Origin of the sequence: Auraticoccus monumenti, from assembly GCF_900101785.1 — a bacterium.
Lineage (GTDB): Bacteria > Actinomycetota > Actinomycetes > Propionibacteriales > Propionibacteriaceae > Auraticoccus > Auraticoccus monumenti.
Window position 1 is genome coordinate 3,780,693 of the sequence record NZ_LT629688.1, and the last position, 20,889, is coordinate 3,801,581.

General features: G+C 73.4%; 20 protein-coding genes. 3 read left to right on the top strand and 17 right to left on the bottom strand.

Annotation, left to right across the window (positions count from 1 at the left end; translation table 11 throughout):
* Nucleotides 1–8: 8 nt before the first annotated feature.
* Complete coding sequence (locus tag BLT52_RS17510) at nucleotides 9–812, bottom strand: sulfite exporter TauE/SafE family protein (RefSeq protein ID WP_090595331.1); 804 nt, start codon at nucleotides 810–812, stop codon at nucleotides 9–11.
* A 21-nt stretch (nucleotides 813–833) separates the two neighbouring features.
* Nucleotides 834–2,579: a proline--tRNA ligase gene (locus tag BLT52_RS17515; protein WP_090595332.1), complete on the bottom strand. Its 1,746-nt coding sequence runs from the start codon at nucleotides 2,577–2,579 to the stop codon at nucleotides 834–836.
* 104 nt (nucleotides 2,580–2,683) lie between these two features.
* Here BLT52_RS17515 and BLT52_RS17520 point away from each other — a divergent pair, with 104 nt between their 5' ends.
* On the top strand, nucleotides 2,684–3,598 hold the full coding sequence (locus BLT52_RS17520; RefSeq protein ID WP_090595333.1) for an aminoglycoside phosphotransferase family protein: 915 nt from the start codon (nucleotides 2,684–2,686) through the stop codon (nucleotides 3,596–3,598).
* Nucleotides 3,599–3,610: 12 nt separating this feature from the next.
* Here BLT52_RS17520 and BLT52_RS17525 read toward each other — a convergent pair whose 3' ends face one another.
* From BLT52_RS17525 to BLT52_RS17545, 5 genes are read right to left on the bottom strand one after another with little or no spacing between them, the layout of a single operon-like run.
* On the bottom strand, nucleotides 3,611–4,468 hold the full coding sequence (locus BLT52_RS17525; protein WP_197679091.1) for a GNAT family N-acetyltransferase: 858 nt from the start codon (nucleotides 4,466–4,468) through the stop codon (nucleotides 3,611–3,613).
* Between the two features lie 34 nt (nucleotides 4,469–4,502).
* On the bottom strand, nucleotides 4,503–5,657 hold the full coding sequence (ispG, locus tag BLT52_RS17530; protein ID WP_090595335.1) for a flavodoxin-dependent (E)-4-hydroxy-3-methylbut-2-enyl-diphosphate synthase: 1,155 nt from the start codon (nucleotides 5,655–5,657) through the stop codon (nucleotides 4,503–4,505).
* Between the two features lie 49 nt (nucleotides 5,658–5,706).
* A complete protein-coding gene (locus tag BLT52_RS17535) occupies nucleotides 5,707–7,020 on the bottom strand; it encodes a M50 family metallopeptidase (protein ID WP_269457569.1) in 1,314 nt (437 codons plus the stop codon).
* Complete coding sequence (gene dxr / locus BLT52_RS17540) at nucleotides 7,017–8,297, bottom strand: 1-deoxy-D-xylulose-5-phosphate reductoisomerase (RefSeq protein ID WP_090595336.1); 1,281 nt, start codon at nucleotides 8,295–8,297, stop codon at nucleotides 7,017–7,019. The genes BLT52_RS17535 and dxr overlap by 4 nt, the downstream gene beginning before the upstream one ends.
* 36 nt (nucleotides 8,298–8,333) lie before the next feature.
* A complete protein-coding gene (locus BLT52_RS17545) occupies nucleotides 8,334–9,797 on the bottom strand; it encodes a phospholipase D-like domain-containing protein (protein WP_090595338.1) in 1,464 nt (487 codons plus the stop codon).
* A gap of 40 nt (nucleotides 9,798–9,837) precedes the next feature.
* Between BLT52_RS17545 and BLT52_RS17550 the strand changes: the two genes are divergently transcribed.
* Nucleotides 9,838–10,947, top strand: a complete 1,110-nt coding sequence (locus tag BLT52_RS17550; RefSeq protein WP_090595340.1) for an LOG family protein — start codon at nucleotides 9,838–9,840, stop codon at nucleotides 10,945–10,947.
* Nucleotides 10,948–11,009: 62 nt separating this feature from the next.
* On the opposite strand, the gene BLT52_RS17555 is transcribed toward BLT52_RS17550, so the two are convergent.
* The 8 genes from BLT52_RS17555 to BLT52_RS17590 all read right to left on the bottom strand — a co-directional run bounded on the left by BLT52_RS17555 (nucleotide 11,010) and on the right by BLT52_RS17590 (nucleotide 18,194).
* Complete coding sequence (locus BLT52_RS17555; protein WP_090595341.1) at nucleotides 11,010–11,639, bottom strand: DUF2461 domain-containing protein; 630 nt, start codon at nucleotides 11,637–11,639, stop codon at nucleotides 11,010–11,012.
* A gap of 6 nt (nucleotides 11,640–11,645) precedes the next feature.
* Nucleotides 11,646–12,815, bottom strand: coding sequence for a 23S rRNA (adenine(2503)-C(2))-methyltransferase RlmN (gene rlmN, locus BLT52_RS17560; protein ID WP_090595343.1), 1,170 nt, complete (start codon nucleotides 12,813–12,815; stop codon nucleotides 11,646–11,648).
* Between the two features lie 24 nt (nucleotides 12,816–12,839).
* A complete protein-coding gene (locus BLT52_RS17565; protein ID WP_231946662.1) occupies nucleotides 12,840–13,658 on the bottom strand; it encodes a phosphatidate cytidylyltransferase in 819 nt (272 codons plus the stop codon).
* 93 nt (nucleotides 13,659–13,751) lie between these two features.
* On the bottom strand, nucleotides 13,752–14,306 hold the full coding sequence (gene frr, locus BLT52_RS17570) for a ribosome recycling factor (RefSeq protein WP_172804140.1): 555 nt from the start codon (nucleotides 14,304–14,306) through the stop codon (nucleotides 13,752–13,754).
* Nucleotides 14,307–14,383: 77 nt separating this feature from the next.
* Nucleotides 14,384–15,094 carry a UMP kinase gene (gene pyrH, locus BLT52_RS17575; RefSeq protein WP_090595346.1) on the bottom strand — a complete coding sequence of 237 codons (711 nt, stop codon included), beginning with the start codon at nucleotides 15,092–15,094 and terminating at the stop codon, nucleotides 14,384–14,386.
* Between the two features lie 138 nt (nucleotides 15,095–15,232).
* Nucleotides 15,233–16,054: a translation elongation factor Ts gene (gene tsf / locus BLT52_RS17580; protein ID WP_090595347.1), complete on the bottom strand. Its 822-nt coding sequence runs from the start codon at nucleotides 16,052–16,054 to the stop codon at nucleotides 15,233–15,235.
* A gap of 101 nt (nucleotides 16,055–16,155) precedes the next feature.
* Nucleotides 16,156–17,127, bottom strand: coding sequence for a 30S ribosomal protein S2 (gene rpsB, locus BLT52_RS17585; RefSeq protein WP_090595349.1), 972 nt, complete (start codon nucleotides 17,125–17,127; stop codon nucleotides 16,156–16,158).
* A 185-nt stretch (nucleotides 17,128–17,312) separates the two neighbouring features.
* Nucleotides 17,313–18,194: an alpha/beta hydrolase family protein gene (locus tag BLT52_RS17590; protein WP_090597022.1), complete on the bottom strand. Its 882-nt coding sequence runs from the start codon at nucleotides 18,192–18,194 to the stop codon at nucleotides 17,313–17,315.
* A gap of 241 nt (nucleotides 18,195–18,435) precedes the next feature.
* Between BLT52_RS17590 and BLT52_RS21100 the strand changes: the two genes are divergently transcribed.
* Nucleotides 18,436–19,440: a M23 family metallopeptidase gene (locus BLT52_RS21100; protein WP_090595350.1), complete on the top strand. Its 1,005-nt coding sequence runs from the start codon at nucleotides 18,436–18,438 to the stop codon at nucleotides 19,438–19,440.
* Here the strand turns inward: BLT52_RS21100 and BLT52_RS17600 are convergent.
* Together BLT52_RS17600 and BLT52_RS17605 are read right to left on the bottom strand one after the other, a co-directional pair.
* A complete protein-coding gene (locus BLT52_RS17600) occupies nucleotides 19,425–19,889 on the bottom strand; it encodes an NUDIX domain-containing protein (protein WP_090595352.1) in 465 nt (154 codons plus the stop codon). The genes BLT52_RS21100 and BLT52_RS17600 overlap by 16 nt on opposite strands.
* 27 nt (nucleotides 19,890–19,916) lie before the next feature.
* Nucleotides 19,917–20,843 (bottom strand): tyrosine recombinase XerC, encoded by a 927-nt coding sequence (locus BLT52_RS17605; protein WP_090595353.1) that lies wholly within the window; start codon nucleotides 20,841–20,843, stop codon nucleotides 19,917–19,919.
* Nucleotides 20,844–20,889: the final 46 nt, after the last annotated feature.

Sequence of the window (20,889 nt, forward strand, 5' to 3'; positions counted from 1 at the left end):
CAGCGGTCTCAGCCGGCCAGGGTGCGCTGCAGGATCTGGACGGTGTCCCAGCCCAGCCGCAGCACCATCAGCCCGACCACCAGCAGGAACACCCGGCGGACGAAGCCGCTGCCGTGCCTCAGCGCCATCTTGGCGCCGGTGAAGCCGCCGACCAGGTTCGCCGCGGCCATCAGCCCGCCCAGCACCCAGTAGACCTGCCCGTGCCAGGCCAGCACACCGATGGCGGCGACGTTGGTGGTCAGGTTGGCCAGCTTCGCCTTGGCGGTGGCCTGCAGGAACCCGTGACCCAGCACGGCCACGATCAGGATCACGAAGAACGACCCGGTGCCGGGGCCGAGGAAGCCGTCGTAGACCCCCACGCCCAGCCCGATGGCCGCCGTCCGCCAGACCATCCCGGACCCGCTGTGGCGCGGCTCGTGCTCCAGACCCAGCTGGGGGCGCCGCACCGTGTAGATGCCGACCACCACCAGGGCCACCAGGACGATCGGGGTGAAGGCGTCGCGGGGCAGCAGCCGGACCAGCTGCGCCCCGGCGGCCGACCCCGCCGCGGCGGTCACCACCAGCGGGACCACGACCGCCCAGTCCGGCCGGATCCGGCGGAGGTAGGTGATGGTGGCGATGGTGGTCCCGGCCACCGAGCTGAGCTTGTTGGTGCCCGAGATGGCCGGCACCGGGGTGTCGTCGGGCAGGGTCAGCAGCAGCGCCGGGAGCTGGATCAACCCGCCGCCGCCCACCACCGCGTCCACCCAGCCCGCCAGGAAGGCGACGCCGACCAGGAGCAGGACGAGGTGGAGCGCGAGGTCAGCGGGCACGGGCCCGGCACCGGGAGCCGGTCACCGGAGCAGGTCGAGCAGGTGCGCCACGGCGGACTCCACCGCGACCTCGACCCGGTCACCGCTGCGGCGGTCACGGACCTCGACCACGCCGTCGGCCAGACCACGCCCGACCACCACGACGGTGGGCATGCCCAGCACCTCGGAGTCGGCGAACTTGACCCCCGGGGAGGCCTTGCGGTCGTCCAGCAGCACGTCGATCCCCTGCTCGGCCAGCGCGGTGGCGATGCCGGTGGCCACCTCCAGCGGCTCGTCGCCCTTGCCCGTGGCCACCACGGTGACGGCGTAGGGCGCGAGCTCGCGCGGCCAGCACAGCCCCTTCTCGTCGCAGCCGGCCTCGGCCACCGCGGCGACGGCCCGGCTGACGCCGACGCCGTAGGAGCCCATCTGGACCGTGACCAGCTTGCCGTTTGGGTCCAGCACCTTCAGCCCGAGGGCGTCGGAGTACTTGGTGCCCAGGGCGAAGATGTGGCCCATCTCGATGCCGCGGGCCAGCTCCAGCGGGCCGGAGCCGTCGGGGGCCGGGTCGCCGGCGCGCACCTCGGCCACCTCGATCACGCCGTCGGCGGTGAAGTCGCGGCCCTTGACCAGGTGCAGCACGTGGCGGTCGGCCTCGTCCGCGCCGGTGACCCAGGCCGTCCCGTCGACGACCCGCGGGTCGAGCAGGTAGCGGATCCCGGTCGGGCCCTCCGAACCGAGCACGCCGGGGCCGATGTAGCCCTTGACCAGCTGGGTGTGGCGGGCGAAGTCGGCCTCGGCGAAGGGGGCGAAGACCGCGCCCTCGCCGAGCTGGGCCTCCAGCCGCTTGGGGTCGACGTCGCGGTCGCCCGGCAGGCCGACGGCCAGCTCCTCGCGCGTGCCGTCGGGGCGGGTGACCACGAACAGCACGTTCTTGAGCGTGTCGGCGGCCTCCCAGGGCCGGTCCTCGCGCGGGTGGTCGGCGTTCAGGGCCGCCACCAGGGTCTCGATGGTCGGGCTGCCCGGGGTGGCCTCGACGTGCGCGGCCGGCACCCCGGTGGCGTCCACCGGGTCCGGCACCGGCACCGTGACGGCCTCGACGTTGGCCGCGTAGCCGCCCGGGGAGCGGACGAAGGTGTCCTCCCCGATCGGGGAGAGGGCCAGGAACTCCTCGCTCATCGAGCCGCCCATGGCCCCCGACATCGCCTTCACCACGACGTACTCGAAACCGAGCCGGTCGAAGATCCGCTGGTAGGCCGCGCGCTGGACGGCGTAGGAGCGCGCCAGACCGGCCTCGTCGACGTCGAAGCTGTAGGCGTCCTTCATCACGAACTCGCGCCCACGGAGCAGACCGGCCCGCGGACGCGCCTCGTCGCGGTACTTGGTCTGCACCTGGAACAGGGTCAGCGGGAGGTCCTTGTAGGAGGAGTACAGGTCCTTGACGGTGAGGGCGAAGATCTCCTCGTGGGTGGGCCCGAGCAGGTAGTCGGCGTCCTTGCGGTCGCGGAGGCGGAAGATGCCGTCGCCGTACTCGGTCCAGCGCCCGGTCGCCTCGTAGGGCTCGCGCGGCAGCAGCGCCGGGAAGCGCACCTCCTGGGCGCCGGCCGCGGTCATCTCCTCGCGGATGATCTGCTCGACCTTGGCCATCACCTTCAGGCCCAGCGGGAGCCAGGAGTAGATGCCGGGCGCCACCCGGCGGATGTACCCGGCCCGGACCAGCCAGCGGTGGCTGGCCACCTCGGCGTCGGACGGGTCATCGCGCAGGGTGCGCACGAACAGCTCGCTCATCCTCGTGATCACGCCCGGCAGCCTATCGGCGCGGAGGCGTCCGCGCTGACGGGTTCTCGGCAGCCCCCTGCACGGCCGTCCGGTGCGTCGGGGAGGCTGGCGGGGTGGTCGAACCCCTCGTCGTCCCCGCCGGGCTCCGGTCGCGTCACGCCCACGCCGAGCCCTGGGCGAGCTGGCTGGACGCCCTGCCCCGCCGCTACCAGGAGCTGGTGGCCGAGTGGGGACTGCGCCCGGACGGCGAGACCCGGCACGGCTGGGCCTCGGTGGTGGTGCCGGTGCGCGACGCCGACGGGCGGGCCTGCGCGCTCAAGCTCGGCGGGCCGGACCCCGAGACCGAGCACGAGGCGCTGGCCCTGCAGCACTGGGCCGGGGACGGCACGGTGCTGCTCTACCGCGCGGACCCGCGCCGGCGGGCGATGCTGCTGGAGCGGCTGGACCCGACCGACCTGCTCGGGCTCGACGACGTCACCGCCTGCGAGGTGGTCGCCGGCTTCTACCCCCGGCTGCACCGGCCGGCTCCCCCGCGGCTGCGCCCGCTGACCTCGTTCGTGGCCCGGTGGACCGAGGAGCTGGCCGCGCTCCCGCGCGACGCCGCCGTCCCGCACCGGCTGGTCGAGCAGGCGGTGTCGCTGGGCCGCGACCTCGTCGACGACCCCGCCTCGGTCGGCACCATGGTCCACACCGACCTGCACGACGAGAACGTGCTGGCCGGTGAGCGGGAGCCCTGGCTGGTGATCGACCCGATCCCCCTCAGCGGCGACCCCTGCTACGAGCTGGCCCCGATGGTGTGGAACCGCTGGCGCCCCGGCGACCCCGACGCGCGGACGTCCGCCCGGCGCCGCTTCCACACCCTGGTCGACGTCTCCGGGCTGGACGAGGACCGCTGCCGGGACTGGGTGGTGGTGCGGATGCTGCACAACGCGCTGTGGGCGGTGCAGGACGCGCTGAGGACGGGGCGGGCGCCGGACCACGACGAGCTGACGATGTGCGTCTCGGTGGCCAAGGCCGTCCAGGACTGAGCCGGCCGGCGCTCAGTACAGGACGGTGGCGAACTCGTTGACCTGGCGGAACCCCACCCGCTCGTAGGTGCGGCGGGCGGCGGTGTTGAAGTCGTTGACGTACAGCGAGACGGTCGGGGTCTCTTCGCGGGCCAGCCGGACCGTGCGGGCCATCGCGGGGACGGCCAGACCGCGGCCGCGCAGCGTCGGCTCGACCCAGACCCCCTGCACCTGGCTGACCCGGCCCGCCACCGAGCCGAGGTCGGCCTTGAACAGAACCTTGCCGTCCTCCACCACGCCGAACGCGCGCCCGGCCCTGATCAGGCCGAGGACGTGCATCCGGTAGCTGAGCGGGTTGCCCGGGGACGGCGGCACGCCGACCTCCTCGGTGTACATCCGCGCCGAGGCCTCGGTGTAGGCGTCCCAGTCGGACTCCTCGATGCGGCGCACGCGGGGGTCCTCGGTCACCTCGGGGTCGCTGTCCATCACCAGCACCGGCTGGCTGCGGCGCAGCTCGCGGACGTCGGCCCAGCTGCTCCCCCAGCGCTGCGCCAGGCCCTGCCACAGCGCCAGCACCACCTCGGCCGGGCCGACCACCGAGGAGCACCGCCGGAACCGGCCCAGGTGCTCCACGTAGGCCGCGACCGCCTCCGGACCGGCCCCGACCGGCACCAGGTTGGAACCGACGTGCAGCAGCGAGCGGAGCCGCCCGCCGACCTCCCAGCCCCACATCGGGCAGCCGAGGGTGAACTCGGTGACCCCGCCGCCACGCACCCGGGCGGCCACGAACACGTTCGCCACCGGGTCCGCGGAGAGGATCCGGACCACGTCGGGCAGGTCGGCGTCCTCCAGCACGCGCACACGCCCCGCGACCCGGGTGGTGGCCGTCACGACGACCCTCCCCCGCGGCGCAGGACGCCCCCGCTCACGAGACCGCGACCTCGGGGCTGCCGCCACCGGCGGGCATGTCCTCGGCCAGACGCATGGCCTCCTCGATCAGCGTCTCGACGATGTCGGACTCCTTGACCGTCTTGATCACCTCGCCCTTGACGAAGATCTGGCCCTTGCCGTTGCCCGAGGCGACCCCGAGGTCGGCCTCGCGGGCCTCGCCGGGACCGTTGACGACGCAGCCCATCACGGCCACCCGCAGCGGCACCTCCAGCCCCTCCAGACCGGCGGTGACCTGCTCGGCCAGGGTGTAGACGTCCACCTGGGCCCGACCGCACGAGGGGCAGGAGACGATCTCGAGCTTGCGCGGCCGCAGGTTCAGCGACTGCAGGATCTGGATGCCGACCTTGACCTCCTCCACCGGGGGCGCGGAGAGCGAGACCCGGATGGTGTCCCCGATCCCCTGGCTGAGCAGGGCCCCGAAGGCGGTGGCGGACTTGATCGTCCCCTGGAAGGCGGGTCCGGCCTCGGTGACGCCGAGGTGGAGGGGCCAGTCCCCGCGCTCGGCCAGCAGCTCGTAGGCCCGCACCATCACCACCGGGTCGTTGTGCTTGACCGAGATCTTGAAGTCGTGGAAGTCGTGCTCCTCGAACAGCGAGGCCTCCCAGACCGCGGACTCCACCAGCGCCTCGGGGGTGGCCTTGCCGTGCTTCTCCATCACGCGGCGGTCCAGCGACCCGGCGTTGACCCCTATCCGGATCGACGTCCCGTGGTCCTTGGCCGCGGCGGCGATCTGCTTGACCTGGTCGTCGAACTTGCGGATGTTGCCCGGGTTCACCCGCACCGCCGCGCAGCCGGCCTCGATGGCGGCGAAGACGTACTTGGGCTGGAAGTGGATGTCGGCGATCACCGGGATCTGGGACTTGGCGGCGATGATCGGCAGCGCCTCGGCGTCGTCCTGGGAGGGGCAGGCCACCCGGACGATGTCGCAGCCGGTGGCGGTCAGCTCCGCGATCTGCTGCAGGGTGGCGTTGATGTCGGTGGTCATGGTGGTGGTCATCGACTGCACCGAGACCGGGGACTCGCTCCCGACGCCCACCGAACCGACCCGGATCTGGCGGGTCAGGCGTCGGGGGGCGAGGACCGGCGGCGCCTCCTCCCGGATCTCGGGCAGGGGAAGGTCGATGCTCATGGGCTCCACTCTCGCAGTCGGTGTCGGTGTCGGTCTCGGCAGGTCGGGGTCACCCGAGGAGCCGGATGGGGTCGATCAGGTCGGCCAGGATGAGGACGACACCGGAGACGGCGATGAAGCCGCCCACCACGTAGGCCACCGGCAGCAGCCGGGCGGTGTCGACGTGGCCGGGGTCGCGGCGGCCCAGCAGGCGGGCCAGCCCGCGCCGCAGGCCCTCCCACAGCGCCCCGGCGATGTGGCCGCCGTCCAGGGGCAGCAGCGGCACGAAGTTGAAGATCGCCACGAACAGGTTGACCGAGCCGAGCAGGGTGAACCAGGTGGCCACCTTCTCCCCCGGGGTCAGCACCGGGGTGGTGGCGATCTCGCCCGCCACCCGGCTGGCGCCCACGATGCTGATCGGCCCGTTCCTGTCGCGGTCGACCCCGGTGACCAGGTTGACCGCGGTGTACCAGACGTTGACCGGGAACCGGGCCAGGGCGTGCAGGCTCCGCACCGTCATGTCGCCCATGTCGGCGAGCACGGTGACCGGGCCCCCCCGGACCTGCTCGTAGGTGGGGGAGACACCGAGGAAACCGGCCTCGACCGTCCGGCTGGGGTTCCACTGGTCCGCCACGCCGTTGACCACGGTGGAGGTGCTGGGCAGGGTCTGCTCGACCCCGTCGCGCTCGACCACCACGATGGCCGACCGGTCGCGGTTGGCCCGGATCAGCCCCGACATCTGGTCCCAGTCCCGCAGCGGCACCCCGTTGAAGGAGACCAGCCGGTCGCCCTCGCGCAGGCCCATGGCCGCGGCCGGGGTCGGCGGGTCGGCTGCGGTGCAGGCCCGCTGCTGCGCCTCCTGCGCGGTGAGCACGCACTCGCTCACCGCCGAGACCACCAGCTGCGGCCGGAGGACCCCGTGCAGCCCGGTGACGGCGAGCAGGATCAGGAAGGCCAGCAGCAGGTTCATCACCGGTCCGGCGGCCATCACGACCACCTTCTGCCACACCGGCTTCTGGTAGAACAGCCGGCCGTCGTCGGCGGGGGTGATGTCCTCGTGCTCGGCCTCGCGGGCGCTGTCGGCCAGGGACTGCACGATGCCGCTGCTGCTGGAGCGCACCGACCCGTCTCGCGCCGGGGGGAACATCCCCACCATCCGCACGAACCCACCCAGCGGGATCGCCTTCACCCCGTACTCGGTCTCCCCGCGCCGGGTGGACCACAGCGTGCGGCCGAAACCGGTGAAGAACTGGGTGACCTTGACCCCGAACAGCTTCGCCGGCACCAGGTGGCCGACCTCGTGCAGGCCGATCGAGACCATGATCAGGGCGAAGAAGGCGACGGCGGCGAGCACGTAGACGAGCACGTCCACCACCTCGCTCACCTCCTGCCGCGGTCGTCGGGGACGGGGCGGGAGGGGCGCGCCCCGACCAGCTCCGCGGTCCGGCGGCGGGCCCAGGCGTCGGCGGCGAGCACCGCCGGCACGCTCATCCCCTCGTCCGTGACCAGCGCCGATCCTACGTCGGGCGGGGAAACCCCCGGGGCGGGTGCGGCGACCGGGGCCAGGTGCTCCTCGAGCACCGCGGTGACCAGGTCCAGCACGTCGAGGAACCCGATCCGGCCGTCGTGGAAGGCGTCCACGCACTCCTCGTTGGCGGCGTTGAGGACCGCGGGGGCCGACCCCCCGGCCAGCCCGGCCCGACGGGCCAGCGACACCGCCGGGAAGGCCTCGTCGTCCAGCGGCTCGAAGGTCCAGGTGGAGGCCTGGCTCCAGTCGACCGGGCGGGCGCTGCCGGGCAGGCGCTCGGGCCAGACCAGACCCAGGGCGATCGGGAGCCGCATGTCGGGCGGGGAGCACTGGGCCAGGGTCGACCCGTCGGTGAACTGGACCATCGAGTGCACCACCGACTGCGGGTGCACCACCACGTCGATCCGGTCCAGGCCGATGCCGAACAGCAGGTGGGCCTCCAGCACCTCCAGCCCCTTGTTGACCAGGGTGGCGGAGTTGGTGGTGATCACGCGCCCCATGTCCCAGGTGGGGTGCGCCATCGCCTGCGCGGGGGTGACGTCGGCCAGCTCGGCCCGGGTGCGGCCCCGGAACGGCCCGCCGCTGGCGGTGAGGACCAGCCGGTCCACCTCGGCGGCGGTGCCCCCGCGCAGGCACTGGGCCAGGGCGGAGTGCTCGGAGTCCACCGGGACGATCTGGCCCTCGGCGGCCGCGCCGGTGACCAGCCGGCCGCCGACCACCAGCGACTCCTTGTTGGCCAGGGCCAGCCGGGTGCCCGCGGCCAGGGCGGCCAGCGTGGGCCGCAGCCCGGCCGCGCCGGTGATGGCGTTCAGCACCACGTCGCAGTCCAGACCCGCGACCTCGGTGGCCGCGTCGGGTCCGGCGAGGATCTTGGGCAGCCGCACCCGGCCGGCGTCCCAGCCCCGCTCCTTGGCGGCGGCGTAGAGGGCGAGCTGGAGGTCCTGCACCACCGTGGGGCGCGACAGCGCGACCACCGCCGGCTCGGTGTCCAGCACCTGTCGGGCCAGCTCGGCCACCGAGGAGCCTCCGGCGGCGAGCGCCACGACGCGGAACTCCCCCGGGCGCTCGGCCACCAGCTCCAGAGCCTGACGGCCCACCGATCCGGTACTGCCCAGGACGACCACATCACGCACCCCGACAGTGTGTCAGGTGCGGGGCCGGGCCCGGGCCTACTGCAGGGCCGAGGTCAGCCGCATCACGTTGTCGAGGTAGCGGCTGGGCAGGCTGCGGCGGCGCCAGGCATCCAGGGTGATCTCGGTGCTGAGCCCACGGTAGTGCTCGGACAGGGCGTCCAGGTCGGCGACGAAGCGCTCCCCGAACCCCAGCAGGGTGATCTCGTAGTCGAGGTGGAAGGAGCGCATGTCCATGTTGGAGGACCCGAAGACGGCGCAGGAGCCGTCCACGGTCATGTACTTGGAGTGCAGCACGTAGGGCCGGGGCAGCGCCCGGATCCGCACCCCGGCCTCCAGCAGCTCCTCGTAGTAGGACCGCTGGGCGTGGTGGACCATGAACTGGTCGGCCCGCTCGGAGACGAAGAGCTCCACCGAGACCCCGCGCAGCGCCGCGGTGGTGATGGCCAGCTCGAGCGCCTCGTCGGGGACGAAGTACGGACTGACCACGACCAGCCGTTCCCGGGCCCCGTGCACCAGCGAGGTGAACAGCCGCAGGTTGGGCACGGTGGTGTAGCCGGGCCCGGACGGGACCAGCTGCATGGCCGTGGCCCCCTCCGCCACCTCGGTGGTCGGCTCGTGCGGGGCGAGCTCCAGCAGCTCGCCGGTCTCGGAGTACCAGTCCAGCGCGAACACGGCGTGCACCTGGTCCACCACCGGACCGCTCAGCTCGATGTTGCAGTCGCGCCAGAGCCGGCCGGCCCGGCGGTTGCGGCGCTTGAGGTAGGAGGCGTCGATCATGTTCTGCGACCCCATGAAGGCGCGCCGGTCGTCCACCACCACCAGCTTGCGGTGGTTGCGCAGATCCGGTCGGCGCAGCTCGCCCCGCCAGGGGCGCAGCGGCATCATCAGCCGCCACTCCACCCCGATCGCGGTCAGCCGACGACCGAGCCGGCGCCAGCCGGGGTAGCCGCGGCTGCCCAGGTGGTCCATCAGCAGCCGCACCCGCACCCCGCGCCGGACCGCCCGGGCCAGGGCGGAGAAGAAGACGTCGGTGGTCTCGTCCCAGGCCACGATGTAGATCTCCACGTGCACCCGCTCCACCGCCTCGTCCACCGCGGCCGCCATCGCCGCGATCGAGTCCTCGTAGTGGAAGTGCAGGCCGTGGCTGGTGCCGGAGGTGAGCGGCAGCCCGGTCAGGTTGCGGTTCAGCTCCACCAGCCCGACCAGCGCCTGTCGCGGGGCCAGACCGGCCGGGAGGGCGGGCAGGGCGGCGGTCGCCGCGCCCAGCTCCCGGTTGGCCCGCTGCTGCAGCCGGTGGCGCCGCCCCCGGACGTACGGGCTCCCGATCAGCAGGAACAGCGGCAGCCCGACCACCGGGACCAGCAGGATCAGCAGCAGCCACGCCTGGGAGGAGGACGGGCGACGGTTCTCCGGCACCAGCCCGACGGCGACGAACTTCACCACGTAGTCCACCACCACCAGCGCGGTGCTCAGCCAGACCGGCAGGGCGCTGAGGTCCATGCCCGGGAGCGTAGCGGGGCCTCTGCGATGATCGGCCACCATGAGCCGCCGCACCCTGGACGTCCACGACCTGGCCGAGTTCGACCAGCACGCCGCCGCCACCTCGACCCTGGCCGGCTGGTTCCTGCAGTCGGTGGACCTGACCCGGCGCTCGGAGGTGCTGCGCCGCCTGGACCCGGCCGGTGCGGTGTTCCTCGGCTGCCGGATGGACGAGGCCGACGTCGACTCGGTGCGGGCCCGCGGGGCGCTGGTCTTCCCGCGGCTGCCCGGGGTCCCCTTCGACCCCTACCGGGGCGCCCTCTACACCGCCGCGGAGCTGTACGGGCTCGGGGCGGGGCCCGCGGCCTGGACCGGCAGCCCCGACGCCGGCATCTACACCTGGTGGCGCGGTCACGACCCCGAGGACGACCTGGGCGCCACCCTGGCCACCTCGCTGCACGACCACGCCGTCTCCGACGCCCTGGACGAGCGGCTGGCCGCCCTGGGGGTGCCGGCGGTCGGGGTGATGGGTGGGCACGCGGTGGCCCGGGACTCTCCCGCCTACGCCGGGGCGGCGCGGCTGGGACGTGCGCTGGCCACAGCGGGGCGGGTGGTGCTGACCGGCGGCGGTCCCGGCGCGATGGAGGCGGCCAACCTCGGCGCCCGGATGTCGCCGCACTCGGAGCCGGCGCTGCAGGAGGCGCTGGCGCTGGTGGCCCCGGTCCCCCGGTTCACGCCCTCGGTGGACCACTGGGCCGCCACCGCGGCGGAGGTGCTGCGGCGCTGGCCGGTCGACGGGCCGGCGCGCAGCATCGGCGTCCCCACCTGGTTCTACGGCCACGAGCCGCCCAACCTCTTCGCCGACGGCATCGCCAAGTACTTCGCCAACGCGCTGCGGGAGGACGTGCTGCTGCAGCGCTGCCGGGCCGGACTGGTCTACCTGCCGGGCGCGGCGGGGACCGTCCAGGAGATCTTCCAGGCCGCCACCGAGAACTACTACGCCGCCGACGACACCCAGGTGGCACCGCTGGTGCTGGTCGGGCGCGAGCACTGGACCACGACCCTGCCGGCCTGGCCGCTGCTGCAGGCCCTCGGCCGGGGGCGGACGATGGCGGGGCGGCTGCACCTGGTCGACACCGTCGAGGAGGCGCTGGAGGTCCTGGTCGGCTGAGCCGGGCCTGGCTGGCGGGGGTCGGGCCCTCCACCGGGTCGGGCGGAGCGGCCGGGGGCGGCTCAGCCGGCGCGGGCGGCGAGCCAGTCGACCAGCGGGCGCATCAGCTCCCAGTCGTGCCGGACCCGGCCCACCAGGGCGGAGGAGTGGATCACCGGCTCGAAGCCGTAGCCGCGGGACAGGTGCAGCGAGGTGCGACGCAGCAGCTCGATCCGCGGGTGGTCCCTGCTCCACCCGCGGGGGGCGGTCCGCAGGGTGTCCCCGCCGACCTCCAGGCCGCGGGAGCGGGCGTCGGCCAGGACCCGTTCCAGCTCGTCGCCGGGGCGTCCGGCCAGGTCGCGGCGGATCCGGGCGAGCACCTCCGGGGTGGTCCCCCAGCAGCCGCCGGCCACCCGGACCCCGGCTGCGGACAGCTCCACGTACCACCCGGTGCGGTCGGCCACCGACACGGAGGCTCCCTGGTGGGTCTTGTAGGGCGACTTGTCCTTGGCGAAGCGGACGTCGCGGTGCGGGCGGAACAGCCGCGCCTCCCCGAACTGCTCGGCCAGCCCGGCGGTGAGCGCCTCCATCGGCTCGCGCACCGAGCGCTGGTAGACCTCGCGGTGGGTCTCGAAGAAGGTGCGGCTGTTGTCGGTCTCGAGGTCGTCGTAGAAGTCCAGCGCCGCCTCGTCGAAGCCGGTGAAGCCCGCCACCGCGCCTCAGGCCTCGCTGGCGGCCAGCTGGCCGCAGGCACCGTCGATCTCGCGGCCGCGGGTGTCGCGGACGGTGACCGGCACGCCGTGGGCGGTGAGGCGGCGGACGAACTCGCGCTCGTCCTCGGGCCGCGAGGCGGTCCACTTCGAGCCGGGCGTCGGGTTCAGCGGGATCAGGTTGACGTGCACCCAGCCCCAGTCGCCGCGGCGCTTGAGCACCTTCGCCAGCAGGTCCGCGCGCCAGGCCTGGTCGTTGATGTCCTTGATCAGCGCGTACTCGATGGAGACCCGCCGCTTGGTGGTGCGCGCGTACTCCCAGGCGGCGTCGACCACCTCGTCCACCTTGTGCCGGGTGTTGATCGGCACCAGGGTGTCGCGGAGCTCGTCGTCGGCGGCGTGCAGGCTGACCGCCAGGGTGATCGGCAGCCCCTCCCCGGTCAGCTGCTCGATCCGTGGCACCAGGCCGACGGTGGACAGCGTCACCCCGCGGGCACCCACGCCGAGGCCGTCGGGGGCGGGGGCGGTGATGGTGCGGATGGCCTGGATCACCGCGCGGTAGTTCGCCATCGGCTCGCCCATGCCCATGAAGACGACGTTGTTGATGCGTCCCGGGCCGCCGGTGACCTCGCCGCGGGCCAGGGTCCGGGCACCGGCCACCACCTGCTCGACGATCTCGGCGGTGCTCATGTTGCGCTGCAGACCGTTCTGCCCGGTGGCGCAGAACGGGCAGGCCATCCCGCAGCCGGCCTGGGAGGAGATGCAGATGGTGCTGCGGCTCCCCGGGCGGCGGGCGCCGTAGCGCATCAGCACGCTCTCCACCAGCGCCCCGTCGTGCAGCCGCCAGAGCGACTTCACGGTGGTGCCGTCGTCGCAGCTGAGGGTGCGGACCGGGTTGAGCAGGGTCGGGAAGAACTGGGCCACGTCGCCGCGGATGTCGGTGGGCAGGTCGGTCCACCCCGAGGGGTCCTCCTCCAGCCGCTCGTACCAGTGCCGCGAGAGCTGCTGGGCGCGGAAGGCGGGGAGGCCGGCGGCGACGACGCGCTCCCGCCGGCCGGCGGCGTCGAGGTCGCTCCAGTGCTCCGGCGGCTTGCCGCGCCGGGGCGCGGTCATCACCAGGGGCAGGGCGGGGGCGTCGTCGGGGACGACGGCCTCGAAGTCGAAGGTCTGGTCGGTCATGGGTGCTCCAGGGACAGGGGCTGGTCAGCCGCCGGGGATCAGCAGGTACATGGCCAGCCACGCCACGGGGGCCGCCACCAGGAGGGAGTCGAGACGGTCCATCACGCCGCCGTGGCCGGGAAGGATCGAGCTCATGTCCTTGATCCCGACGTCGCGCTTGATCAGGGACTCGATCAGGTCTCCGCAGACGCCGATCCCCACCAGCGTGGCACCCACCACCAAACCGACCCACAGCGGGGCGTCCAGGGTGAGCGTCACCATCAGCACGGCCACCACGCAGCCGAGCACCATCGAGCCCGCGAACCCCTCCCAGGACTTCTTCGGGCTGATCCGCGGGGCCATCGGGTGCCGGCCGACCAGCACCCCGACGGCGTAGCCGCCGACGTCGCTGGCCACCACCACCGCGATGAAGGTCAGCACCCGCAGCGAACCGTTCTCACCGGCCAGCATCAGCGACACGAAGGCGCCGAGCAGGGGCACGTAGGCGATGATGAACAGGCTGGCCGCGACGTCCTTGACGTAGCCCTCCTGGCCCCCGGGCATCCGCCAGATCAGCGCCGCCAGCACCGTCAGCCCCATCGCCCCGAGCAGGATCGACGTCGAGCTGGCCGGGGCCACGTCGCGCTGGCCGGCGAAGTAGGAGCCCACCACGATCAGGAAGGTGCCGGCCACGATCGGCACGACGGCGGCGTGCATCTGCAGCCGGCGCAGCGCCTGGCCGATCTCCACCGCACCCTGGGCCAGCGCCACCGCCACGAAGACGGCGAAGCCGAGCTGGAACTTCCACAGGCTGAGCAGCAGCAGGGCGCCGAGCCCCACCCCCACACCGATCGCCGCCGGCAGGTTGCGCCCGGCGCGCCCGTGGTCGGGACCGGCGGGCGGGGTGTGCGCCCGCGGCGGCGACGCCGACCCCGGCGGGATGTCGGGGTCGCTCACTCAGACCTCGAGCAATTCGGTTTCTTTGCCCTTCAGCACCTCGTCGATGGCGTCGGTGTGCTTCTTGGTGGCCGCGTCGAGCTGCTTCTCCGCGCGGGTCACCTCGTCCTCACCGACCTCCTTGTCCTTGACCATCTTGTCCAGGGCGTCCTTGGCGGTCCGACGGGCCCCGCGCACCGAGATCCGGGCGTCCTCGGCCTTGGTCCGGGCCAGCTTGATGTACTCCTTGCGCCGGTCCTCGGTGAGCTGGGGCAGCGTCACGCGGATGGACTTGCCGTCGTTGGACGGGTTGACGCCCAGGTCGGAGTCGCGGATGGCCTTCTCGATGGCGTTCATCGACGAGGCGTCGTAGGGCGTGATCAGCACCATCCGGGCGTCCGGCACCTGGAAGGTGGCCAGCTGCTGCAGCGGGGTGGAGGCGCCGTAGTACTCGGCGGTGATCTTGTTGAACATGGCCGGGTGGGCGCGCCCGGTGCGGATCGCGGCGAACTCCTCCTTGGCGTACTCCACGGCCCCGGCCATCTTGAACTCAGCCTCGGTGATGATGTCGGCGATCACGGTGATCGTTCCTCTCTCGTTCTCTTCGTGGTGCGTGCTCGGGGTGGCGCGCCGGGCGCCGCGTGCTGCGTCGCTCAGGCGTGGACCGTGGTGCCGATCTTCTCACCCGCGACGACCCGGGCGATGTTGCCCTCGACGTCGAGGGAGAAGAACACCATCGGCAGCCGGTAGTCACGGGCCATGCTGATCGCGGTGGCGTCGGCCACCTTGAGGTTCTTGGCCAGGAAGGTGTCGTAGCTGAGGGTGTCGTAGCGGACGGCGTCGGGGTTCTCCCGGGGGTCGGAGTCGTAGACCCCGTCCACGCCGTTCTTGGCCATCAGCAGCACCTCGGCGCCGATCTCGAGGGCGCGCTGGGCGGCCACGGTGTCGGTGGAGAAGTACGGCATCCCCGAGCCGGCGCCGAAGATGACCACGCGGCCCTTCTCGAGGTGGCGCTCGGCGCGGCGCGGGATGTAGGGCTCGGCCACCTGGCCCATGGTGATCGCGGTCTGGACACGGGTGTCGACCCCGCTCTTCTCGCAGAAGTCCTGCAGCGCCAGGCAGTTCATCACCGTGCCCAGCATGCCCATGTAGTCGGCCCGGTCGCGCTCCATGCCTCGCTGCTGCAGCTCCGCCCCGCGGAAGAAGTTGCCCCCGCCCACCACGATGGCGACCTGCACGCCCTGGCTCACCACCTCGGCGATCTGGGCGGCGATGCTGGAGATCACGTCGGGGTCGACGCCGATGCGACCGCCTCCGAAGGCCTCACCCGACAGCTTGAGCAGGACGCGCTTGTAGGCAGGCAACTCGTGGACTCCTCGTTCGGTGGTCGGGGTGGGCCCCAGCAGGCAGCATGCGCCGCAGGGCGTGCCCTGCGGCGCATGTCAGCCTAGCGTCGGGTGGTCGCCGACCGGGGTAGGCGCCCGGGCGGCGGGAGGGGCCGGTCAGGAACCGGCGGCCTCGAAGCGGGCGAAGCGGGACACCGAGACCCCGGCGGCCTGGAGGACCTGGCCGACCGACTTCTTGTCGTCGGAGACGTAGGGCTGGTCGACCAGCACGACGTCCTTGTAGTAGCCGTTGAGGCGACCCTCGACGATGCGGGCGATGGCCTGCTCGGGCTTGCCCTCCTCGCGGGCGGTGGCCTCGGCGATGCGGCGCTCGTTGGCCACGGTCTCCGCCGGCACCTCCTCGCGGGTCACGTAGGCCGGGCGCATGGCCGCGACCTGCATGGCCACGGAGCGGACCAGGGTCTCGTCCTGGCCGTCGTACTCGACCAGCACGCCCACCTGGGGCGGGAGGTCGCTGGCGCGGCGGTGCAGGTAGACAGTGGTGCTGCCGTCGAAGCGGGCGACGCCCTTGAGCTCGAGCTTCTCACCGATCTTGGCGGCCAGGGACTGGATCCCCTCGGCCACGGTGCCGCCGCTGGCCAGCGGCATCGCGAGGGCCGACTCCACGTCGTCCGCACCGCCCTGGTCGACCGCGGAGGCGATCGCGTCGGCCAGCGCGACGAACTCGTCGTTCTTGGCCACGAAGTCGGTCTCGGCGCCGAGCTGGATCAGCGCGCTGCCCTGGCTGGCCACGAGGCCGTTGCTGGCCTCGCGCTCGGAGCCGCGCTTGGCGGCCTTGGCCTGACCGGAGACCCGCAGGACCTCCACGGCCTTGTCGAAGTCGCCGTCGGCCTCGGTCAGGGCCTTCTTGGCGTCCATCATCCCCGCGCCGGTGGCGTCGCGGAGCTTCTTCACGTCGGATGCGGCGAACGATGCCATCTGTGTCCTCTTCTCGTGGTGCGGGGCGGGCGAGGTCCTCGCCCGCCCGGGCAGGAGCGGTGCGGGTGCCGGAGGCGGGACGGACCCGCCTCCGGCGCGGGTCAGCTGGCGGAGGTGTCGCCGGTGGTGGTGCCACCGGCCTGGGCGCCGTCGGTGGCGGTGCCGGCCTCGACGGCCGGGGCCTCGGCCTCGTCGGCCACGGTGGCCTCCACGTCGACGTCGGTGCTGAGGACGTCAGCGGTCGGCTCGGCGGCGTCGGCAGCGGGCTGGCTCTCGGCCGCGGGGGCCTCGACGGCCGCGGTGGCCTCGGCGCCGGCGAGCAGGTCGCGCTCCCAGTCCGGCATGGGCTCGGCCTCGGTCTCCTCACCGGTCTGCTGGGCACCGGAGCGCGACATCAGGCCCTCGGCGACGGCGTCGGCCAGCACACGGGTCAGCAGCGCGACCGAGCGGATGGCGTCGTCGTTGCCGGGGATGGCGAAGTCGACCATGTCGGGGTCGCAGTTGGTGTCGAGGATGCCGATCACCGGGATCTTCAGCTTGCGGGCCTCGTCGACGGCCAGGTGCTCCTTGTTGGTGTCCACGATCCAGACCGCCTGCGGGGTGCGGGCCATGTCGCGGATGCCGCTGAGGGTCTTGGCCAGCTTGTCCTTCTCGCGGCGCAGGATCAGCAGCTCCTTCTTGGTGAGCCCCGACGCGGCGACGTCGTCGAAGTCCATGTTCTCCAGCTCCTTCAGACGCTGGATCCGCTTGCTCACGGTGCCGAAGTTGGTGAGCATGCCACCGAGCCAGCGCTGGTTCACGAAGGGCATGCCCACGCGCGCGGCCTGCTCGGCGATGGCCTCCTGGGCCTGCTTCTTGGTGCCCACGAACAGGACGACGCCGCCCTTGCCCACGGTCTCCTTGACGAAGGCGTACACGCGGTCGATGTAGGTCAGCGACTGCTGCAGGTCGATGATGTAGATGCCGTTGCGCTCGGTGAAGATGAAGCGCTTCATCTTGGGGTTCCAGCGGCGGGTCTGGTGCCCGAAGTGGACACCGCTCTCGAGCAGCTGGCGGGTGGTGACGACGGCCATGGCCGTCTCCTTTCCTTGGTGCGCTCGGCGCACCGTGCGGTTGCCCGGCGTCGAGCTCTTCGACGCCGCCTGACGCAGACCGGCCTCCTGCCCCGGAGGGACCGTTGAGGAGGACACGGGCCGTCGGTGAGGACGGCGTCTCTGCATGCGAAGTCAACCCGGACGGCCGGGTTGCCGGGGTGAGTCTAGTCAGGTCGGTCGGACAAAGCCACTTCGACGAACCGGCCGCCGTCCCAGGCCGGGGAGGCCGGGTCGATCACCGCGAAGTGGTCCCCCTCGACCTCGACCAGCCGGGCGTGGCCACCGGCCGCGGTGGAGGCATCGACGTAGCGACGGCTCTGGTCGATCGGCACCAGCGCGTCCGCCGGGGAGTGCACGCAGACCACCGGGACCCCGAGCGGGACGGCCAGGGCGGGGTCGGCCAGGCGGTAGCGGTCGGGGTGCTGCTCGGGGGTGCCGCCCATCAGGTCGAGGGCCGCGGTGCCGCCCACGCCCTGGTCGGCGGCGGCGGTGAGGTCCAGCACCCCCGCCTGGGAGACGACGGCGGCCAGCTCGACCACCGGGTCGCTGCCGGGGGCACCTTCGGGCAACCCGCCCCGGCCGGCGGCCCAGACGGCCAGGTGGCCCCCGGCGCTGTGGCCCACCGCGACCACCGCGCTGGTGTCCACGTCGAGGCGGGCCAGGTGGTCGACGGCCGCGGCGACGTCGGTGAAGGTGGTCGGCCAGCCGCCGCCCCCGCCGACCCGGCGGTACTCGATGTTCCACGCCGTCCAGCCGCGGGCGGCCAGGTCGGCGGCGAGCGGGCGGCCGTAGCGCAGGTCGTACCGGTCCTGCCAGAAGCCGCCGTGCACCACGACCACGGTGCCCCGGGAGCGACCGTCGGGCCGGTGCAGCTCACCGAACTGCTGGGGCTCGGGGCCGTAGGCCACCCGGGTCGGTGCCACGCTCGCCTCCTGCTCGGGGTCGGGGGTGCGGTCGGACCGGGCGAGCGACGGCGAGCAGGCCACCAGGGCGGACGCGGTCGCGGTCGCCAGCACCGATCGACGGCTCAACGGGGCCGGCACCATGGCCCCCACGCTAGCGCCCGCCCCACCCTCGACGCCCAAGGTGAACGATCACTACGGTCATGGGCACCATCACCGAGGCGCGACGACGCGCTCTCGGTCTGAACGGGTTGTGGCGGGTCGCCGCCCTGGTCCTGGTCGCCGCTGACTGACGTCCTCCACAGCCTCCGACGGCTCCCGAGCACTGTCCACAGGTCGCCGCCGCCCGGCGACCACGCACCGCTCCGGGTGCCACGGTGGGGACGTGCTGACTCCTGCACCGGTGCCTGGTCGCCGGCTCCCCGGCCTGCTCGTCCTCGTCGTCCTGGCGGCGCTGCTCACCGCCCCCCGGGCAGCGGCGGAGCCCGGCTGGCCGCAGGAGGCCGGCTGGCCGCTGGCCGGGGTACCCGTGGTGGTGCGGGGCTTCTCCCCACCCGCCGAGCGGTGGGGGGCCGGTCACCGCGGGGTGGACCTGTCCGCGCCGGTGGGTGCGGAGGTGCTGGCCGCCGCCGACGGCGTGGTGCTCTTCGCCGGGCAGGTCGCCGGGCGCCCGGTGCTGACCATCGGCCACGGTCCGCTGCGCACCACCTACGAGCCGGTGCGGGCCACCGTGTCCGTCGGCACCCGGGTCCGGGCGGGCCAGGTGGTGGGCCGGCTGCAGCGCGGGCACTGCGGCACCCCATCGGAGGCCTGCCTGCACTGGGGCCTGCTGCGGGGTGAGGAGTACCTCGACCCGACCCTGCTGCCGCACGACGACCGCTCGGCGGCGACGCTGCGGCTGCTGCCGTCGGGCAGCGACGCCCGTGCCAGGGCTGCGGCGCGAACCCGCGCCGCCGCGGTGGCCGCGGGGACCGCGCCGGCAGGACGACCGGGGGCGCACGGGTTCGTCGCCCCGGTGGCCGGTCCGGTGACCTCGCCCTTCGGGCCGCGGCTGCACCCGGTGCTGGGCGTGGTCCGGCTCCACGACGGCACCGACTTCGGGGTCCCCTGCGGCACCGGCATGCGCGCCGCCCGGGGCGGCACGGTGGTCGAGCGGGTCAGCCACCCCGCCTACGGCGAGCGCCTGGTGGTCGACCACGGGAGGGTCGGGGGCCACCGCTTCCGCACCTCCTACAACCACGCCCTCGGCTACTCCGTCGGCGTGGGCGCGGAGGTGACCCGGGGCCAGGTGGTCGGACGGGTGGGCAGCACCGGCTACTCCACCGGATGCCACCTGCACCTGATGATGTGGGTGGACGGCGTCCTGGTCGATCCTCAGGAGTGGCTGTGAGGTCCCGGTCGGGCCAGCCACCGGTCGACGAGCTCCTGCAGGCCCTCGGGGTGGAGCGGCAGGGGTGCGCCGGCGACGTCGCGCCACTCGACCCAGATGGGCGCTCCTCCGTCGCTGCGCCAGGCACCGGCGTCGGGGACGCCGGCGTCCGGGAGCGTGGCGGCGTACACGAAGACGACCTCGTGGCCCAGCGCGCGGCGGAAGGTGAAGACCGTCTCGAGCACGCCGAGCAGCTCGACGTCCTCCAGCTTCTCCCCCAGCTCCTCCTCGATCTCCCGGACGGCCCCCTCGCGGCTGTGCTCACCGAGCTCCAGGTGCCCGCCGAGGGGACGGTGGAAGGCACCCTCGGGGGTCGTCTCGTCCTCACCCCGCCAGACGAGGTGCCGGCGTCGGCCCGGGTCCAGCAGCACCGTGTACACCTTGACCACCGGTCGGGGCTCGCCGGCCACGTCAGGCTCCTGGGCGGTGCTGCGTCGTCATGCGCGGGGGTGGGCCTGCTCGAAGGCGGCGCGCAGGCGGTCGTTGGTGACGTGGGTGTAGATCTGCGTGGTGGCCAGCGAGGCGTGGCCGAGCAGCTCCTGCACGCTCCTGAGGTCCGCCCCGCCCTCGAGCAGGTGGGTGGCCATGGCGTGGCGCAGACCGTGTGGTCCGAGGTCGGGAGCGCCCGGGACGACGGCCAGCGCCCGGTGCACGATCCGTCGCACCACCCGCTGGTCGATCCGCGCCCCCCGCTCGCCGACGAACACCGCCGGACCGGCGGAGGGGCCGGCCAGCTGGTCACGGACCTCCAGCCAGGCCAGCAGGGCCCGCCAGGCCGGGCCTCCGACGGGCACGCTGCGCTGCTTGTCCCCCTTGCCCAGCACGCGCAGCAGCCGGCGCTCGTGGTCCAGCGACCCCAGGTCGAGCCCGCAGAGCTCGGAGACCCGGATGCCGCAGGCGTAGAGCACCTCCAGCAGGGCGACGTCGCGGCGGGCGGGAGGGGTGTCCTCGGCGGCCACCGCCTCGATCGCCCGCCGCAGCACCTCCTCGGCCGTGGCCTGCTCCAGGGTGGGCGGCAGCCGGCGCCCCAGCCGTGGCGAGCGGAGCGTCTGGGCGGGGTCGTGGTCGATCACGCCGCCGCGGTGCAGCCAGGCGAAGAACCCGCGCACGGCGGCGGCGCGGCGCTGCAGGGTGCTGCGGGCCATCCCCCGGGTCTGCTGGTTGGCCAGCCAGCTGCGCAGGTCGGCCAGCTCCACCTCCTGCAGACGCGAGCGGCCCAGCCGGTGCAGGTGCTCCAGCAAGCCCTCCAGGTCCCCGGCGTAGGCCCGCAGGCTGTGCGCCGACAGGTGCTCGTCCAGCTCGAGGGAACGCAGCCAGGCCTGTTTCTCCGCCGCGCCCGGCGTCTGGTCCCGCTCCTGGTCCACGGGGGGATCGTAGGTCGCCGGCGCCGCCCCGCGTTACCGACGCGCT

What these genes read in the sequence shown, in the direction of transcription:
- BLT52_RS17515 (WP_090595332.1), bottom strand. Translation starts at nt 2,579, where the DNA reads ATGAGCGAGCTGTTCGTGCGCACCCTGCGCGATGACCCGTCCGACGCC.
- ispG (WP_090595335.1), bottom strand. Translation starts at nt 5,657, where the DNA reads ATGAGCATCGACCTTCCCCTGCCCGAGATCCGGGAGGAGGCGCCGCCG.
- BLT52_RS17545 (WP_090595338.1), bottom strand. Translation starts at nt 9,797, where the DNA reads ATGGACCTCAGCGCCCTGCCGGTCTGGCTGAGCACCGCGCTGGTGGTG.
- BLT52_RS17550 (WP_090595340.1), top strand. Translation starts at nt 9,838, where the DNA reads ATGAGCCGCCGCACCCTGGACGTCCACGACCTGGCCGAGTTCGACCAG.
- rlmN (WP_090595343.1), bottom strand. Translation starts at nt 12,815, where the DNA reads ATGACCGACCAGACCTTCGACTTCGAGGCCGTCGTCCCCGACGACGCC.
- tsf (WP_090595347.1), bottom strand. Translation starts at nt 16,054, where the DNA reads ATGGCATCGTTCGCCGCATCCGACGTGAAGAAGCTCCGCGACGCCACC.
- rpsB (WP_090595349.1), bottom strand. Translation starts at nt 17,127, where the DNA reads ATGGCCGTCGTCACCACCCGCCAGCTGCTCGAGAGCGGTGTCCACTTC.
- BLT52_RS17590 (WP_090597022.1), bottom strand. Translation starts at nt 18,194, where the DNA reads ATGGTGCCGGCCCCGTTGAGCCGTCGATCGGTGCTGGCGACCGCGACC.